Source organism: Paraburkholderia sp. BR14374 (assembly GCF_040948685.1).
GTDB lineage: Bacteria > Pseudomonadota > Gammaproteobacteria > Burkholderiales > Burkholderiaceae > Paraburkholderia > Paraburkholderia youngii.
In genome coordinates, this window is record NZ_JBFPKF010000003.1 from 318,386 (window position 1) to 335,695 (window position 17,310).

Sequence of the window (17,310 nt, forward strand, 5' to 3'; positions counted from 1 at the left end):
CATCAGCAGTGTGCCCCTTGTGGGGTGTCAGGGCAGGGATGGACTGAGGCTTAAGCGTTGCTGATCGCTATCTCCCGGAGGGGACGGGACGAGAGGAATGAGTGCTCGCGTGCTGCGAACACAGTCGTCGGCAACTAGTCGCGATTCGCGAGCTGATCTCGCGGAGAAAAGGAGTGCCCACATCTGAGCGACCCAAGGCAGGCCAGACTTTATGCGCATAAAGTTCGCGCGGCAATTGACCCGGTGGAGCATTCGCCATCGAGTCGTCCGAGGCGGCTCCTTCGCCGTCGCGGCAGCAAGCGGCAAACGTGGGGGCGGCGCTTCATCAGCGAGTGAATATAGGTTGTAGAGGGTATTGCGCCCGCGCAAGCGAATCGCAGGCTCGATGAGAACTGACGCTGCGAGCATTAAACGATACCGGCTCACCTCGGAAGGCAGCATCGGTTTATGCGCATAAACCGACCAACCTACCGATCATTCAAACCACGCGCATGCCGGGCAACCATCCCGCGCCACGCCATCAAGTCACCCGCTAAAATTCCCCGAACCTTCTAACCGTCACAGCAACCTTCAACGGCGCAAGCCCTCAACCCAGCCATGATCACCATCTACCACAACCCGCGCTGCTCCAAATCGCGCGCTGCCTGCGAACTCGTCGCGAACACCTACAACCCCGCAAACGAACCGACGGAAATCGTCGAATATCTGAAGAAGCCGCTGACCGTCGCGGAGCTCAAGAATCTCAATGCTCAACTTGGCTGTCCGGTCCGCGAAATGATCCGCGACACCGAGGCCGAATATAAAGAATTCAATCTCGCCGACCCGTCGCTGACGGACGCCCAGCTCTATGAAGCATTGGCGAAGCATCCGATTCTTTTGCAACGACCGATCGTCGTGAGAAACGGGCGTGGCGTCATCGGCCGCCCGCCCGAAAATGTCGCCGCGCTTTTCGACTGATCGCGCGACCGTCGAAGCCAACCGATGTGCGCAATGCGACCTCGAACCGCTGCGCTAGGTTTTGCCCGACAGCGCGGCATCCTTGGTCACGATCTTCGTCGGTATCAGGCGCAGTTCGGTGAACGTGTCCGCAATGCGTTGTTGTTCCGCAAGCACGTTCGCGTCGACGGGCTTATAGATATGCGCGTAATGGCGCAAGCCTGATTCGATCACGCTAGCGTCGAGCCCTTGAATCGGCGCGAGTTGTGCGGCGGCCTCGCTGTAATGGCCGCGCACCCACTCCCCTTCCTTGCCGACTTCATCGATCACGATCGCAAGAACGTCGCCGTTATGTTGCGCGAAGGGTCGCGCGCTCAGAAAGAACTGGTGGTGACTGACGATACCTTCCGCATCGGCAAGCAGTCGCGCGTTCGTCTGCCTTTTGGCGGCCTCGAGAAACGGATCCCAGATAGCCCACGCATCGACCGCACCGCGTTCGAAGGCCGCGCGTGCATCGGCAGGCGGCAAATACACGGGTTGGATCTCGCTGAACTTCACGCCGTTTTTTTGCAACGCGGCGACGAGAAACCAGTGCACATCCGAGCCCTTGTTCAGCGCAATCTTCTTTCCCTTCAGATCGGCCAAGCTTCTGATCGGCGCGTCCGGATGCACGAGGATGCCTTCGGCGTGCGGGGTCGGAATTTCATACGCGGTATAAACGAAATTGGCGCCCGCGGCTTGCGCGAACACGGGCGGCGCTTCGCCCACATAGCCGAAGTCGATCGCGCCGACGTTCAGCCCTTCCAGCAGCTGCGGCCCAGCCGGAAACTCGGTCCATTTGACCGTGATGCCGAGTGGCGCAAGGCGCTTTTCGAGCGTGCCGTTCGCCTTCAGCAATACCAGGGTGCTCGCGGCTTTCTGATATCCGATGCGAAGTTCTTTTGCATGTTCATCGGCGGCAAATGCGGTGGCGGAGAAGACCGGCAACGCGGCGGCGGCCAGCGTTGCGCCTACGCCGGCGAGAAACGTACGGCGCGTCAGCAGCGAATCACGGGACATGAGAATACTCGTCGAAAGAGAATTTAATGGGCACCAAGGCTGGTTCGATTGGCTCCGACGATAATTCGTCCGCCCGCCTGGACGAACCGATAAATTCGCATAAGCAAATCATTCGGCACTAGTGAAGCATTGCTTAACGCTGAAGGCCCGACCCACCCCCTCCCGCTGCAATCGACCGGCATTACAGCGGCGTCGGCCAGCGACTCGCGCGGCAAGTCACGTCCGCCGAACGCCCCCGACGCGATGATTTGCACCTACGAATGCAGGTTCTGTGAGGTCTGCCCGCTGACGAGGCTGCACAACGTGTGTCCGAATTGCGGCGGCAATTTCGCGCATCGCCCGATTCACAGCCGCGCGCAACTCGCGAAACATCCCGCGCGTGCCGATGCGCATACCGTCGGAATCGATGAAGCGTCGCATGCCCGCTTTTTCGAACGCTATTGCGACGCGCCGCCCGGTGAGCGCTGAACCGCGAAGTGGCAAAGCGGCAAGTCACTCCTCGCTGCTCACCGCTCCGTCAGCGCTCGCGACTCCGCTCGCCACATGCGCGGCGACCCGCAGCAGGCGGATCTGTTTGCGATAGTTCCGGCACCCGCTGCAGGTCGGCAGATGCAGGCGGATCGCGAGCCATTCGCCAGTCGACAGCGAGCGGTCGAGCGCGTCGGATAGCAGCCGCGTGATGTCCTTACACTTCCCCATTCGCGTCCTCGCTGGATAGGCCCTTTTCGCTCAGGCACGTGCGCAGCCGCAGCCGCGCGCGATAGATCAGCACGCTGCAATGATTCGCGTTGATCTGCAGTTCGGCACAGATCGCCGCGATGTCGAGGTCGAGAAACTCCCGCATCATGAACACGCGTCCGATGTGCTCGGGCAAATGCTCGAGGCACATTTCGAACAGCGTCCAGAACTGCTGCTGGCGCAGTGCGGTTTCGGGTGTCGGCCATGGACGCGGTTTGGTCTCGCGCGACCAGTGGCCGTTGTCCTTGAAAAGCTCGCGATCGAGTAACGCCTCGCCGTCGAGTTCGGCTTCGAGCGACGACAGATTGACCGTGCGCTGGCGCGCACGCAGCGTGTCGACGAGCTTGTGGCGCAAGATGCCGAATACCCAGGTCTTGTGCTCCGACTGCGCGGAAAAACGCGCTGCCTGAGTCCACGCGGCGGTCAGCGCTTCCTGCACGGCGTCCTCGGCGGCCGCGGCATCGCGCAATTGCAGACGGGCGAAGCGCACGAGGTCGCGCCGCAATTGCGCGAGATAGATGGGATCGTCGAGCGACGGGCCGCCTGGCTGCGTCACGGCGTGCTCCGTCGCTGTACTGTCGGCTGCGCGTGTTGCGCTGAAACGTCGTGATTCATGAGCGGATGGTCGTCCTCGCGCGATTTGCGGATGTGTGCGCCATTCTCCCCCACGTTCCTGCCCTAACGAATCGGTATTGAACATATATCCCTTGGCAATCGATGGCCCGAGGAGCTTGGTCGCGCGGCGCGGCGGCTTATGACACCGGAAATTAATTGTTGCAAGAAATGATATTTCGGCCTGCCCGCGAGAAGGCTTTTGAATCGCCGCATCGCTCTATCAACGCGTCGCGGTCGACCACCAGTTTCCGTGCGCTCAGGCAATAACGATTATTTCAATTTATAAAAAAATGTCTTTTCATCTTCGCTGTTTGTGGACGCGGACCCGCTCGCTATTCTTCACGCCATTGATCGCATGAGATCGCGCAACCATACGCAAAACGAGGACCGGACCATGAAACGCATTTTCTCCGCCCTGATCGCTTCGGCCGCACTGTTCGCAGCTGCTTCGGGCATCGCTCACGCCGACGCTCCGGCTTCGGCCTGCAACGGCCCGAAGTCGTACTGCAACGTATTTTTCGGCAACTGATCGGCACGTCGAGATACGCAGCAAGCAAGCAAAAGAAAGGGCGCCCGCAACGGCGCCCTTTTTGCGTTTAGGGCTCAGCCCTAACGGCTCGGTGCCTTCCCTCCCCCATCAAGTCCGGCGCCCGTTCGCCACACCTGTTTGCCTTGCTCCGACAGCTCACCACAGCTATGCGTGGCATCGGCTTCGACGCCGTCGACGGCCATCTTGCCGCCCGCCGGCTCCTGCGCGCGCTGCCGCGCTTTCTTGCGCGCGGCAACCGCTTCGTCGTGGGATTTTCCTGCGTAGTCGAGACTCATGATCTGGTCCTCCAGAAAATCGATGGTGTCCATTTGCCTCCGATCGCCCTGGCCCGAAGGCATGCTTGATTGACAAGGTAAAAGTTCAACTTATCCACAAGGTTATTCAGCGATTCTGTGGATAACTTTTCGAGTGGCGACGTTATCCACCGAAAGGTGCCGCAAGAACCCTTCCCGATCCGCTATCGCCTAGCCAAATCCGCCAGTGCCCAGGCGTTTCACGCGGCTTTTGCCTATCATGAACAGTCCTACTCTTTGCGCGTCGAGCGCACTAACTGAGGAAGCGAACATGGCCTATCACATTGCAGTGATCGTCGGCAGCCTGCGGCGGGATTCGTTCAATCGCCAATTGGCTCAGGCGGTGATTTCTCTCGCTCCAGCCGATTTCACCTTCGAATACATCGATATCGGCTCCCTGCCGCTGTACTCGCAGGACTACGACGCCGACTATCCGGAAGCCGGCAAGAAGCTCAAGGAGCGCGTGCAAGCCGCGGACGGTCTGCTGTTCGTGACGCCCGAATACAACCGCTCGATGCCGGGCGTGCTGAAAAACGCGCTCGACTGGGGCTCGCGGCCGTGGGGCACGAATTCGTGGGGCAACAAGCCCGGCGCGGTGATCGGCACCTCGGTTGGCGCCACCGGTACGGCGCTCGCGCAACAGCATCTGCGCAACGTGCTCGCCTATCTCGACGTCGCGACGATGGGGCAGCCCGAAGTATTCATCAAGCACGATCCGTCGGTGATCAACGAAAAAGGCGAAATCGTCAACGACGGCACGCGCAAGTTCCTGCAATCGTTCATGGACCGCTACGTCACATGGATCAAGCGGCATGGGGCGGTGGCGTAATCGAGACTTAGCGGCGCCGACCGCGCCGTGACCGTCCGCCGAAGCAACGAGGACACGGCGCGCGCCGCGCGAGGCGGCCGCGCCCGTTTCGCCCGCTGCATCACCTACACGTGGTGATGCCCGGTCACTCGCTCCCACCCATGACGCACCGCGAGCTTGAAGCGCTCCCACGTGCTCTCCGGCGACGTGGTTTCCCAATGGCGGCGAGCTTCGGGCTCGATTTCTTCCCACGGACGATCGCGAAAGCGCGCGTCGCGACCGATCTCCGCGCCGTAGCGATAGGCCGGCACGTAGTCTTCGTAGCGCGCGTTCGCGGCTGCGTACTGCTCGTCATAGTGCGTGCGGAAGTCTTCTTCGTACTCCAGATATTCGTTCGGCATCTGCGCTCCGGGACCGGTGCCCGGCTGTCCGCCTTCCGGGACGATGTCGGACGGCTGGGGCTGCATCACCGCGCCCGAACCCGGCACGGAGCCGGCGGCGATGGCGCTGCGTCCCACATCGCCGGTGAGAGGATCGGCGATGGGTTCGTTGACCGGATCGCTCATCGGCCGATCGCTGATCGGCGGCGGCGCGAACGGCTCGGCGGCCGCGCCGATGTCCGCCGGCGGCATGGCGGTCAGCGGATCGGGGCGCGGAGTCGCAGGAGGAGGCATGGTGTCGGGCGCGGTCGTCCCTGTTGCCGAAGTGGCGCCCGTAGCGCCGGCGATTCCGGTCGATTCGCCGACGCCCGCCGCACCCGTTGCGCCGCTGCTCGAACTCGCACCCGCCCCCGGTGTTGCCGTGGTGTCCCGCATGCGCGGCGTCGCGCCCGCCTCGGTCGTCACGCTCGAGGTACGCGGCGTACCCGGCATCACCGCGCCGATGCCCAGCTCATCGAGCACCGAGTGGTCGCGGTTGGGGGCGACCGGGGTGTCCGCTTCGGGTAGGCGGTCGCCGATATCGGTCGCGCCGAGCCGCACGAGCGTGTTGCGCGCCAGTTCCGCATGCGACTGGCTCGCGGCATGAACGCACACGAGCACCGCCCCACGCCGCATCGCCTCGGCATAACGGGCGGTGTCCGACGGACGCGGCCCGGTCGAGAACAGGCTGGCGAGAAAGCGCTCGATATTCGCGAGCACGCCCGCGTTGGCGACTTCGCTGGTGGCCGAGCCAACCGATGGTTCGGCGTTCGCCTGCAACTCGATCTTTTCGCGCGCAAAACCGGTTTGCACGAGCGTGTCGCGGGCGGTTTCGGCCTGCACGTAAGTGTCGAATAAACCAATCACGAGATGTTGCATGGTTGTCTCCCGACATGTTCTGCTGGAACGGGTGGCGCCCGAGGCGCCGTCCCCTTGCCGTCTTCGGGCATGCAACGATCATGCCCCCGCACCGACGCGCGGCGGCGCTGCGTGCCGTGCGCGCCCGCGATGCCCCCCGCGCTACGCATCACGCGGGCTCGCGACGAAAAAGGCGCGGCGTGCGAGCGCCGCGCTTTTTACAAGGTCTGGTAAATGACGCCGGGACGCGGACGTCAGGTATCGGCCGGATCCGTGGCGGTATCGGCGCTCGTCTGCACGGTGTTGTGCTGGATCGTTTCGAGCAGCTGTTCGAGCAGTCCGATATCGAATGGTTTGGACAGCACGCGCACGTTCACGTGCCGCGCGCGCTCGAGCTCTTCCGCGTAGCCGGTGACGAGAATGACCGGCAGCGGCGGGTCGAATCCGAGCACCGCTTCGGCCAGATCGATGCCGTTCATCTTGCCCGGCATGTGAATGTCCGACAGCACCAGATCGAACAGCGGCGGCTCGCCGGTGTCCGCGCGCTTCGCGCGGGCGTCGTCGAGCACGCGCAGCGCCGTGTCGGCGTTGAACACGCAGCTCACTTGGTGGCCCATCATCTGCAACAGCGCCTCGGTGCCGGCGGCGACTTCTTCGTTGTCCTCGACGAGCAGCACGCGCAGACCGTGCGGCGCGTCGCTTGCGGGCGCGAGCGCTTCGGCGGGTCCAGTCGTCTGCGGCTCGGTCGACGCGCGCGGCAGATAGAGCCGCACCGCGGTCCCCGCGCCGATCGCACTGTCGATTGCCGCGAGCCCGCCCGAGCCCTCGCAGAATGCAAAGACCTGCGGCAACCCGAGCCCTGTGCCCATGCCTTTGGACTTGGTCGTGTAAAGCGGCTCGAACGCGTGCGCAAGCACGTCGGGCGCCATGCCGGCGCCGGTGTCCTCGAGCGACAGCTGCACGAACTCGCCGGTCAGCGGAAAGCCGTCCTCGCGGCGGAACACGACGTTGCTCGCGCGCACGGTGAAGCGCCCGCCGTTGGCCATCGCGTCGCGCGCATTGACGGCGATGTTGATCAGCGCGAGCTCGAGCTCGGCAACATCCACACGCACCGGCCAGGTGTCGACGCCGCTATCGATCACGAGCGACACCTTCGCGCCGAGCGACGCCCGCAGCAGCTCGCGGCACGACGGCAGCCAGCGTTGGAGCGACAGCGTCTCGGTGCGCAGCGGCTGCTTGCGCGCGACGCCGAGCAGCTGCCGCGTCAGCGACTGGCCGCTCTTCAACGCGCGCTCCATCGCCGACAGTTCACGCTCCAGTCCGCCGACGCCGCGCCGTCGCACGATCTGCACGTTGGCCGACAGGATCATCAGCAGGTTGTTGAAGTCGTGCGCGACGCTGCCGACCAGCGTGCCGAGCGCTTCCATCTTGCGCGACTGGCGGTACGCGGATTCGATCGAGCGGCGCATCGATGCCTCGGCGTGCCAGCGCTGCCACGCTTCCTCTTCGGCGCCGAGGCGGCGCAGCGACAGCCAGATCACGCACCACAGCGCGATCGACGGCGTGAACATCGACAGGATCAGCACGCTCAGGTGCCTGTACCAGGCGGCCCAGATCGCCGACGTGCGATAGCCGCACAGCACGTAGACCGGATACGAGCCGACGTGCCGGAATGCGACGATCAGGTTGCCGTCGGCGAAGCTCGAGTGCATCCGCACGACGCCGGAGCGCTGCCCGTGCGAAACCGCTTCGGCGAACGGCGAATCCGGTGCGAGCGCGGTCGGCTCGCGGGGGCCGCGCGGGTAATGCGCGAGGACCGCGCCGTCGGTGCGCACGAGACTCATGATGATCGGCGTGTCGTCGCTGTTGCCGAGCAACTCGCGATAGAACGCATCGAAATAGCTGGGCCGCAGCGCGATCGACACCGTTCCCGCGAACGAACCGTTGAGTTGCTGGCGCGCGACGCCCATGTTGAACACCTGCTCGCCGCTGACGTGCCCTGTCATCACTTTCGACACGCGTTCGATCACGCTGCCGTCGCGAATGCCGATGAAATCGTCCCGCTGGCCGACCGAAATTTCCGGCGCCGGATACAGGCGGCTGCTCGCGAGCAGCGCGCCCTGTTCGCCGTAGATCGACACCGAAGCCACCTGCGGATAGCCGCCGCCCATCATGCGCAATTTGTCGTGAATCGTGTGTTCGCGCGCGCGGATGCCGTCGTCGTCGAGGCCCTCGGTCAGATCGACGATGCGCGAGTTGAGCGTCTCGTTCATGTCGAACACCTTCAATGCGTGTTCTTCGGCGACCCGCACCGTACGCAGCGCGAGCTCGGTCGCATCGGCCTCGCGCGAGCGCAGATCGCTGAATGCCATCGCCGCGACATAGACGAACGGCAGCACGATCGCCGCGACCAGCAGCGCGATCAGTGTGATGCGACGTACCTGGAAGTTCTGTTCCGGTACGGCGGGAAACGACGCGTCGTCCTGCTCGCGGGAAGGACGACCCGAAAGGCGGCCCGCTCGCACGGAGTCGACCTGGTCTGATGTCATTGTCGTTGACGCGAAAAGTCGTTCGAATGTGGCAGCCCCGTATCGGGCCATTGCCGGCACCATGCCGCCTTCAGAACAAGCATAGACGGAGCGCGGAAAAACTTGCCGCAAAGCGTCGGGGACGAGCGTCCACCGTACCGGCCGTTCTTTAAGAGCGGCTTTAAAACAGCGACGAATCGGGAAGCGCAAACGTACACAAAAGGATAAAGTTAAAAGATTGCCGGTCCTGACGATAGAACTATTTCTCAAATTAACCTAGTCTGGAAACAGATCGTTACCGTCGGCGATGTCGGCGAGTTGCTTTTGCGCGGCTTTGCTTCGACAATCCTCGCCACGATAAAAGGCCGTTGCCACCTCTGTGCGCCGGATCGTCGAGGTCCGCCAAAACGCGTCCTGCTGCATTAGCACCCCTCTCGCATAGGCAATTGCAATTCGACAGGCGCCACTGTACCTGGTCGCGCATCGGTCGGCATCACGTGAAGGTGTGCTGTCCTCCGCTGTCGGGACGAACAAAACGCAAACGACCAGGCGCGGAAAGCGCGCAGACGAACGAGCCGATTCCTTTATCCGCCCGCCTAAAAAACCGCCCGACCCGCCGTTGCCATGCTGCCCATTGTGATCGCCGACGATTCGCTGCTCGCCCGCAAGTTGCTCACGAAGGCACTGCCGCCCGACTGGGCTGTCGACGTGTCCTACGCGACGAACGGGCGCGAGGCGCTCGCGCTATATCGCGACGGCAAGGCCTCGGTGATGTTCCTCGATCTGACGATGCCGGACATGACCGGCTACCAGGTCCTCGAGGCGTTGCAGCACGAGGACCTCAATACCTTCGTGATCGTCGTTTCCGCCGACGTGCAGCCGCTCGCCCAGGAGCGCGTGCGCGAGCTCGGCGCGATCGCGTTCATCGCCAAGCCGGTGACGCCGGAGGCGGTCCTGCCCATCCTCAAGGAGTACGGCTTGTATGTCTGAGCCCGCCTTCACCGAAGACCAGCGCGACGCGCTACAGGAAATCGCCAACCTTGCGATGGGCCGGGCCGCGACGCGGCTCGCGGGACTGCTCGATTCGTTTATCGAGCTGTCGGTGCCGCGCGTGAAGATGGTCGCGGTGAGCGATGCGGCGCGCACGCTGCGCGAGATGACCCACATCGACGACACGGTCAGCGCGGTGCGTCAGGGCTTTCGCTCGGACATCAAGGGCGAGGTGCTGGTGATCTGTCGCAGCGACAGCATCGCGCAGCTCTGTTCGCTGGTCAGCGACCCGTACGCGCGTTCGAGCTACGAGGCGATCGGCGAGCGCGAACTGATGCTCGACGTCGCGAACCTGCTGTCGGGCGCGTGCGTGTCGTCGATACTCGACCAGCTCGGCCGCACGCCGGTGTTTTCCGCGCCGGGCGTGCTCGGCGACACGCTGACGCTCGACGAAGTGTTCCAGCCCGGCGTGCTGCAATGGCAGGTGGCGCTGCTCGTCGAAGTGAACTTCGCGCTCGAACATCAGAGTTTTCGCGCGCATCTCGTGATGCTGATGGCCGAAGACTCAATCCGTCACATGAACGAAGCGCTCGATGCGCTGCTGTCCAGTCTATGAATGTCCCAGTGGAATCGTTGAGCGACCTCGTGGTCGAGCGGGTCGGTTTTGGCATCTTCGTGCTCGATCGCGAGCTGAACGTGCTGATGTGGAATCGCTTCATGCAGGACCATAGCGGCCTGTCGGCGGAGCAGGTGGTCGGCCGCTCGATCTACCAGAACTTTCCGGAGCTGCCGCGCGTGTGGCTGTCGCGCAAGATCGAAAGCGTATTCCAGCTCGGCAGCTTCGCGTTCAGCTCGTGGGAGCAGCGCCCCTATCTGTTCAAGTTCGATCACGACCGGCCGATCACCGGCGGGGTCGACTTCATGCAGCAGGACTGCACGTTCATGCCGCTGATGCGCGGCCGCGAAGTGGTGGCCGTGTGCGTGACGATCTCCGACGTGACGCATGTGAGCATCGTGCAGCGCGAGCGCGAGGAGGCGGTTGCGAAGCTGCAGGAGTATGCGAATCGCGACGGGCTGACCGGCATCGCGAACCGGCGCTTTTTCGAAGCGCGGCTGCGCGACGAGTTCACGCGCTGGCAGCGCTACGGCGGTGACATGTCGATGCTGCTGTTCGATCTCGATCACTTCAAGCAGATCAACGACCAGTTCGGTCACGGCGTCGGCGATACGGTGCTGCGCGTGATGGCGCAGCGTGTCGCGGGTGTGTTGCGCGCGCAGGATACGTTCGGGCGCTTCGGCGGCGAGGAGTTCGCGCTGCTGCTGCCGTGCACGCCGCTCGACGACGCGATGCTGGTGGCGGAGAAGATCCGTCGCGTGATCGAGGAAACGCCGGTCGAGCTGATCGGCACCAGTGTGCCGGTCACCGCGAGCCTCGGCGGCGCGTCGGCGCGCGAGGGCGTACCCGCGTACGACGTGCTGATCAACGAGGCCGACGCGGCGCTCTACAGAGCAAAGCGCCAGGGCCGCAACTGCGCGGTCGCGTTCCGGCTCGCGGGGGCCTGATTCGCTGGCGAGGGCGGCGTGGTTCCAGCTCGCCGCGCCCGGCGGCCTTTCTTTGCGTCCCTCATTGGCCGCCAAATCTGCGGTCACCGGCAAAGATTGCTATACTTTTCGCCGTTTCCGGCCGCCCAGCCGGATGTTTCGCGCGTGTCCGCGCGCGCTGGCACATTGCCTTGCGGGTCGGCATAAAAACCTCTTTGAACGCCTTTCAGCGGGCGCCTCCAGCGGAGATCGTCTTGGCTGTTTCCAATCTCGTCGTGGACGATACTGAAATCGACGCGGCTGCCGCCACGTCCGGCAGCTCGTTTTATCTCGCGATGCGCATCTTGCCGGCGGCCCAGCGCGATGCGATGTACCAGGTCTACGCGTTCTGCCGCGCGGTCGACGACATCGCCGACAGCAGCCTGCCGCGAGCCGAGCGTGCGGCCGGGCTCGAGCAATGGCGCGCGGACATCGACGCGTGCTACGCCGGCCAGCCGCGGGCGTCGCTGCGCGCGCTGACGCGGCACATTCACACGTTTCATCTGCAACGCGAGGATTTTCACGCGATGATCGACGGCATGGCGATGGACGCCGCCGCCGACATCTGCGCGCCCGACGACGCCACGCTCGACCTGTATTGCGACCGCGTCGCGAGCGCGGCCGGCCGTCTGTCGGTGAGGATATTCGGGATGCGTGAGGAGCCGGGCCGGCTGCTCGCGCACCATCTGGGCCGCGCGCTGCAGCTCACCAACATCCTGCGCGATATCGACGAAGACGCCGACATCAACCGCTGCTATCTGCCGCGCGAGCTGCTCGCGCGCGAAGGCATCGCGGCCACGAACCCGCGGCAGATCGCCGAAGACCCGACGCTGCCGCGCGTTTGCGCGACGCTCGCCGAGCGCGCGAAGCAGCACTTCGCCGAATCCGATGCGATCATGGATCGCGAGCCGCGCGCTCAAGTGCGTGCGCCGCGCATCATGTCGGGCGTCTATCGCGTGCTGCTCGAGCGTACGCTGGAGCGCGGCTTCGACGTTCCGCGCACGAAGGTCAGCAAGCCGAAGCTGCGCCTGCTGTGGATCGTCGCGCGTTACGCGCTTTTCTGAGCTGATGCCGAAGCTCGTCCACGTGGTCGGCGCGGGCGTGGCCGGACTCGCCGCCGCTGTGCAGTTGCAGCGGCGCGGCGCGCGGGTCGTGCTGCACGAAGCGCAGTATTACGCGGGCGGCCGCTGCCGTTCGTACTACGACGCGAGGCTCGGTGCGACGCTCGACAGCGGCAATCACATCGTGCTGTCGGCCAATGCCGCGACGCTGAACTACGTGCGTGCGATCGGCGCCGCCGACGAACTGGTCGGCTCCGCGCAGCCCGAGTATCCGTTCGTCGATCTGGCCACGCGTTCGCGCTGGAGCGTGCGTCTGTCGCCGGGGCGTTTGCCGTGGTGGATTTTCGATGCGCATGCGCGCGTGCCGAACACGGTACCGACCGATTACCTGTCGCTCGTGCCGCTGCTGTTCGCGAAGCCGGGCCGCAGCGTCGCGCAGACGATGCGCTGTGACGGTCCGCTATGGGACCGGCTCCTGCGGCCGCTGCTGCATGTGCTGCTGAATCTGGAGCCGCGCGACGCGTCGGCCGAGCTGACCGGCGCGCTCGTGCGCGAAACGCTGCTCGCGGGCGGGCTCGCGTGCCGGCCGCTCGTTGCGCGTAATGGTCTTGGCAGTGCGTTCGTCGATCCGGCGCTGCGGCTCCTGCAGCACGGCGGCGCGACGATCCGGCTCGGTTCGCGTCTGCGCGACATCGCGCTCGCGGCCGACCCGGCGCGTGTGCAGGCGCTGCATTTCGCCGATGAGAGCATCACGCTCGGCGCGAACGAGGCGGTGATTCTCGCGCTGCCGCCTGAAGCCGCGGCGGCGCTGGTGCCGGGGCTGCGTGCGCCGACGCGTTTCGCGGCTGCGCTGGGCGTGCATTTCGCGGTCGAGCCGCCGTTCGGTCTGCCGCAGATCAGCGCGCTGCTGAACGGAACGGCCGAATGGCTGTTTGCGTTCGACGACCGCCTGTCGGTGACGCTCAACGGTGACGGACGGCTCTTCGACATGCCGCACGACGCGCTCGCGGCGACCGTCTGGGCCGAGGTCGCAGCGGCGGTGAAACTGCCGCTCGCGCCGCTACCGCGCTGGCAGGTCGTGATCGAACCGCGCGCGATGTTTGCCGCGCTGCCCGAGCAGGAGACGCTGCGACCGGGCACGCGCACTCGCTGGAACAATTTGCTGCTCGCAGGCGACTGGACGTCCACCGGCCTGCCCGCGATGCTCGAAGGTGCCATCCGCTCCGGCCAGAAGGCCGCGGATACGCTGCTGAATCAACAGATGGAACGCCGATGAACGACTTATCTCAAACCCAGCCGCTCGATGCGGTGCCGCCCGAAGCCGCCGATGCGGCGCCGAACCTGGCCGAAGCTGCCGTGGTTGCCAACGCGCCCGTCAGGGCGGACGCATTGGCAACCGCAACGCCGTCGGCCATGCAAACTGCCGGCGCGAGCCCGCTCGACGCGTCGATCACGCGCGCGACCGATGCGATCCTGGCCGCGCAGCAGCCGGACGGCCATTGGATCTACGAACTCGAAGCCGACGCGACGATTCCGGCCGAATACGTGCTGCTGGTGCACTACCTCGGCGAGACGCCGAACCTCGAACTCGAACAGAAGATCGCGCGCTATCTGCGCCGCATCCAGTTGCCGAATGGCGGCTGGCCGCTCTTCACCGATGGCGCGCTCGACATCAGCGCGAGCGTGAAGGCGTACTTCGCGCTGAAGATGATCGGCGACCCGGTCGACGCCGAGCACATGGTGCGCGCGCGCGACGCGATCCTCGCGCACGGCGGCGCGGAACACGCGAACGTGTTCACGCGAATTCTGCTCGCCCTCTTCGGCGTGGTGTCGTGGCGCGCGGTGCCGATGATGCCGGTCGAGATCATGCTGCTGCCGATGTGGTTCCCGTTCCATCTGTCGAAGGTGTCGTACTGGGCGCGCACGGTGATCGTGCCGCTGCTGGTGCTCAATGCGAAGCGGCCGCTCGCGCGCAACCCGCGCAAGGTGCGCATCGACGAGCTGTTCCGCGGCGCGCCCGTGAACACCGGCATGAACGAGCGCGCACCGCATCAGCACGCGGGCTGGTTCGGCTTTTTCCGCTGTGTCGATACGGTGTTGCGCGCGGTCGACGGCCTGTTGCCGAAGGCGAGCCGCGAACGCGCGATCCGCGCGGCTGTCGCGTTCGTCGACGAACGACTGAACGGCGAGGACGGCCTCGGCGCGATCTTCCCGGCGATGGCCAACTCGGTGATGATGTACGACGTGCTCGGCTATCCGGCCGATCATCCGAACCGCGCGATCGCTCGCAAGTCACTCGACAAGCTGCTCGTCATCAAGGACGACGAAGCGTATTGCCAGCCGTGTCTGTCGCCGGTGTGGGATACGTCGCTCGCCGCGCACGCTTTGCTCGAAACCGGCGAAGCGCGCGCCGAACAGGCGGCCGAACGCGGGCTCGCGTGGCTGCGTCCGCTACAGATTCTCGACGTGCGCGGCGACTGGATTTCGCGCCGCCCGAACGTGCGGCCGGGCGGCTGGGCGTTCCAGTACAACAACGCGCATTACCCGGACGTCGACGATACCGCGGTGGTCGTGATGGCGATGCATCGTTCGGCGGCGCTCACGAAGTCCGATGTCGATCGTGAAGCGATTGCCCGCGCGCGCGAATGGGTAGTCGGCATGCAAAGCAGCGAAGGCGGTTGGGGTGCATTCGAGCCGGAAAATACCCAGTACTACCTGAACAACATCCCGTTCTCGGACCACGCCGCGCTGCTCGATCCGCCGACCGCGGACGTGTCGGGCCGCTGTCTGTCGATGTTCGCGCAGATAGGAGAGTTGCCGCAAAACAGCGAGCCGGCGCAGCGCGCGTTCGACTACATGCTGCAGGAGCAGGAGTCGGACGGCAGCTGGTATGGCCGCTGGGGTCTGAACTACATCTACGGCACATGGACCGCGTTGTGCTCGCTGAACGCGGCGGGCATGTCGCACGACGACCCGCGCATGCGGCGCGCGGTGCAATGGCTCGTGTCGATCCAGAACGAGGACGGCGGTTGGGGCGAGGGCGGCGAGAGCTACAAGCTCGACTATCGCGGCTACGAGCGCGCGCCGAGCACCGCGTCGCAGACCGCCTGGGCGCTGCTCGGGCTGATGGCGGCGGGCGAGGTCGATCACGCCGCGGTGGCGCGCGGGATCGACTATCTGCAGCGTGAGCAGCGCGAGCATGGGCTGTGGGACGAAACGCGCTTTACCGCGACGGGCTTTCCGCGCGTGTTTTATCTGCGCTACCACGGCTATCGCAAGTTCTTCCCGCTGTGGGCGCTCGCGCGCTTCCGTCATCTGAAGCGCAATGGGCTCACGCGCGTCACGGTCGGGATGTGACGGATGTCCGTGTCGATGACGCCGTCCGTCGGAACGGGCGATAGCCGTTTGCCGGTGATCGTCGTGACGGGCATGGCGTTCGAGGCGCGCATCGCACGCGGCGACGGCAGCGAGTGCGTCGAGGTCGTGTACGCGGCACGGGCCGATCTGCTCGAGCGCGCGCTAAGCGCGGCGGTCGCTCGCGGCGCGGCGGGGATCGTCAGTTTCGGCACGGCGGGCGGACTCGCGCCGGATCTGGAACCGGGGACGCTGATCGTCGCGGATGCGGTGCATGGACCGTTCGGACGCATCGACACGGATCGGCAGTGGTCGGAGCGGATTGCCGCCGCGGTAACTGACGTCAGGACGGCCGAAGGGCTCGCGGGACGTGTGCGCCGTGGCGCGACGGCGGCGGTCGCCGCGCCGCTGATCACTGCGCAAGACAAACGCGCGCTGCACGAATCGACCGGCGCGCTTGCGGTGGACATGGAATCGCACATCGCGGGGGCGACCGCTGCCGCGCACGGTCTGCCGTTCGCAGTGTGTCGAGCGGTCGTCGATCCGGCCTGGCGCACGCTGCCGCCGGCCGCGACGGCGGGTTTGCGCGAGGACGGCACCACCGCGCTCGGGCCGATTCTGCGCGAATTGCTGCGGCAGCCATCGCAACTGGGTGCGCTGCTGCGACTCGCCGGCGATGCGCGCGCCGCGCGGACTACGCTGGTCCAGACGCGGGAGGCGTTGGGAAAGGGCGGCGCGCTGCGGATCACGGGTGTCGCCGGTTGAGCGACGGGGGAGGGTGGTTAGTCATCCCGATCGCGTCCGGGCAGGCAGCAAGTCGCTAGCGTGTGCGTGAGCCGCCCCTGGAGCGGCGACTCGGGTCTTCGCCTAAGTCTCTTAAGCGGTTGCGCAGCCGCTGGTTGTCCGCGAAAAGCCCCGCAATTGCCAGTATGAACAGCAGCACCGCAAACCATTGGCGGCTGTAGTGAATCAGCGCCCATGCGAGCGCCGCACAGGCGATAGCGGCGAGCAGAAGCGCCGCTTTATTGACGATCCAATTCATAACAGTTCAGTTCGATGGAGCGCGAGGGAGGCGTACTCCCGTTAAAAAGCGAGAAGATTCTAGCCGATGAATGCGCACTTTTATTTTAAGACTGCATCCTCAGCAATAAAAACGGCGAACCTAATTGTAAATTCTGGTCAAATTTTATATTAATAATCGATTTGCCCATCGATTGACGGTAAATATGAGGCTCGCCCATATTCAGGAATCTGATTAAAATGGCATGGAACAAAGCCGACGCCGTACAATACCTGCAAGATAACGATAGGCCATCGAGCCAGAGCCGATGTGCGGAGTACACGAGGCGCGCGATTGAAGCGGGAGGACTGCGGATTGCACATGCGGCGCACGCGAAAGATTACGGCTCGTCGCTCATCAGAGCGGGGTTTCGCGAGGTCCGCAGCGCGCGGACGTGGTAGTTATACAGGCCATTGCGGGTCATCCATACGGCCACATGGCGATGTTTGACGGTCAGATG

18 protein-coding genes are annotated in these 17,310 nt (G+C 64.7%); 11 read left to right on the forward strand and 7 right to left on the reverse strand.

The annotated features are described in order from the left end of the window. The first annotated feature begins 597 nt into the window (after positions 1-597). Positions 598-957, forward strand: coding sequence for an arsenate reductase (glutaredoxin) (gene arsC, locus AB3X86_RS08540; RefSeq protein WP_176120860.1), 360 nt, complete (start codon positions 598-600; stop codon positions 955-957). A 54-nt stretch (positions 958-1,011) separates the two neighbouring features. On the opposite strand, the gene AB3X86_RS08545 is transcribed toward arsC, so the two are convergent. Then, positions 1,012-1,995, reverse strand: a complete 984-nt coding sequence (locus AB3X86_RS08545) for a sulfonate ABC transporter substrate-binding protein (RefSeq protein WP_368595613.1) — start codon at positions 1,993-1,995, stop codon at positions 1,012-1,014. 180 nt (positions 1,996-2,175) lie between these two features. Between AB3X86_RS08545 and AB3X86_RS08550 the strand changes: the two genes are divergently transcribed. Continuing rightward, positions 2,176-2,463 (forward strand): DUF1272 domain-containing protein, encoded by a 288-nt coding sequence (locus tag AB3X86_RS08550; RefSeq protein WP_368595855.1) that lies wholly within the window; start codon positions 2,176-2,178, stop codon positions 2,461-2,463. A 24-nt stretch (positions 2,464-2,487) separates the two neighbouring features. On the opposite strand, the gene AB3X86_RS08555 is transcribed toward AB3X86_RS08550, so the two are convergent. Then, positions 2,488-2,694 carry a zf-HC2 domain-containing protein gene (locus tag AB3X86_RS08555; RefSeq protein WP_368595614.1) on the reverse strand — a complete coding sequence of 69 codons (207 nt, stop codon included), beginning with the start codon at positions 2,692-2,694 and terminating at the stop codon, positions 2,488-2,490. Further along, positions 2,681-3,289, reverse strand: a complete 609-nt coding sequence (locus AB3X86_RS08560; RefSeq protein WP_176107085.1) for an RNA polymerase factor sigma-70 — start codon at positions 3,287-3,289, stop codon at positions 2,681-2,683. Before AB3X86_RS08560 ends, AB3X86_RS08555 begins: the two co-directional genes overlap by 14 nt. A 453-nt stretch (positions 3,290-3,742) precedes the next feature. On the opposite strand from AB3X86_RS08560, the gene AB3X86_RS08565 reads away from it, so the two are divergent. Then, complete coding sequence (locus AB3X86_RS08565) at positions 3,743-3,877, forward strand: hypothetical protein (RefSeq protein WP_260331982.1); 135 nt, start codon at positions 3,743-3,745, stop codon at positions 3,875-3,877. Positions 3,878-3,957: 80 nt separating this feature from the next. On the opposite strand, the gene AB3X86_RS08570 is transcribed toward AB3X86_RS08565, so the two are convergent. Continuing rightward, positions 3,958-4,173, reverse strand: a complete 216-nt coding sequence (locus AB3X86_RS08570) for a hypothetical protein (protein ID WP_176107084.1) — start codon at positions 4,171-4,173, stop codon at positions 3,958-3,960. A 289-nt stretch (positions 4,174-4,462) separates the two neighbouring features. Here AB3X86_RS08570 and AB3X86_RS08575 point away from each other — a divergent pair, with 289 nt between their 5' ends. Then, on the forward strand, positions 4,463-5,020 hold the full coding sequence (locus AB3X86_RS08575) for an NADPH-dependent FMN reductase (RefSeq protein WP_368595615.1): 558 nt from the start codon (positions 4,463-4,465) through the stop codon (positions 5,018-5,020). A 104-nt stretch (positions 5,021-5,124) separates the two neighbouring features. Here the strand turns inward: AB3X86_RS08575 and AB3X86_RS08580 are convergent, their stop codons facing one another. Both AB3X86_RS08580 and AB3X86_RS08585 read right to left on the reverse strand, forming a co-directional pair. Next, positions 5,125-6,297: a hypothetical protein gene (locus AB3X86_RS08580; RefSeq protein ID WP_368595616.1), complete on the reverse strand. Its 1,173-nt coding sequence runs from the start codon at positions 6,295-6,297 to the stop codon at positions 5,125-5,127. A gap of 233 nt (positions 6,298-6,530) precedes the next feature. Next, positions 6,531-8,825: an ATP-binding protein gene (locus AB3X86_RS08585; RefSeq protein ID WP_368595617.1), complete on the reverse strand. Its 2,295-nt coding sequence runs from the start codon at positions 8,823-8,825 to the stop codon at positions 6,531-6,533. A 603-nt stretch (positions 8,826-9,428) separates the two neighbouring features. Between AB3X86_RS08585 and AB3X86_RS08590 the strand changes: the two genes are divergently transcribed. The 7 genes from AB3X86_RS08590 to AB3X86_RS08620 all read left to right on the forward strand — a co-directional run bounded on the left by AB3X86_RS08590 (position 9,429) and on the right by AB3X86_RS08620 (position 16,555). Continuing rightward, complete coding sequence (locus AB3X86_RS08590) at positions 9,429-9,794, forward strand: response regulator (RefSeq protein ID WP_176120865.1); 366 nt, start codon at positions 9,429-9,431, stop codon at positions 9,792-9,794. Next, entirely contained in the window at positions 9,787-10,410 is a 624-nt protein-coding gene (locus AB3X86_RS08595) for a chemotaxis protein CheC (protein ID WP_176107078.1), read from the forward strand. Before AB3X86_RS08590 ends, AB3X86_RS08595 begins: the two co-directional genes overlap by 8 nt. Further along, entirely contained in the window at positions 10,407-11,357 is a 951-nt protein-coding gene (locus AB3X86_RS08600; RefSeq protein ID WP_368595618.1) for a diguanylate cyclase, read from the forward strand. The genes AB3X86_RS08595 and AB3X86_RS08600 overlap by 4 nt, the downstream gene beginning before the upstream one ends. A 233-nt stretch (positions 11,358-11,590) precedes the next feature. After that, entirely contained in the window at positions 11,591-12,439 is an 849-nt protein-coding gene (gene hpnD, locus AB3X86_RS08605; RefSeq protein WP_176366417.1) for a presqualene diphosphate synthase HpnD, read from the forward strand. Positions 12,440-12,443: 4 nt separating this feature from the next. Further along, complete coding sequence (gene hpnE / locus AB3X86_RS08610) at positions 12,444-13,712, forward strand: hydroxysqualene dehydroxylase HpnE (RefSeq protein WP_368595619.1); 1,269 nt, start codon at positions 12,444-12,446, stop codon at positions 13,710-13,712. Next, positions 13,709-15,793, forward strand: coding sequence for a squalene--hopene cyclase (shc, locus tag AB3X86_RS08615; protein WP_368595620.1), 2,085 nt, complete (start codon positions 13,709-13,711; stop codon positions 15,791-15,793). Before hpnE ends, shc begins: the two co-directional genes overlap by 4 nt. Before the next feature lie 3 nt (positions 15,794-15,796). Then, the gene (locus tag AB3X86_RS08620) at positions 15,797-16,555 is read left to right on the forward strand and encodes a phosphorylase (RefSeq protein ID WP_368595621.1); all 759 of its coding nucleotides are present in this window, start codon (positions 15,797-15,799) and stop codon (positions 16,553-16,555) included. Between the two features lie 55 nt (positions 16,556-16,610). On the opposite strand, the gene AB3X86_RS08625 is transcribed toward AB3X86_RS08620, so the two are convergent. Continuing rightward, positions 16,611-16,832 (reverse strand): hypothetical protein, encoded by a 222-nt coding sequence (locus AB3X86_RS08625; RefSeq protein ID WP_368595622.1) that lies wholly within the window; start codon positions 16,830-16,832, stop codon positions 16,611-16,613. Positions 16,833-17,310: the final 478 nt, after the last annotated feature.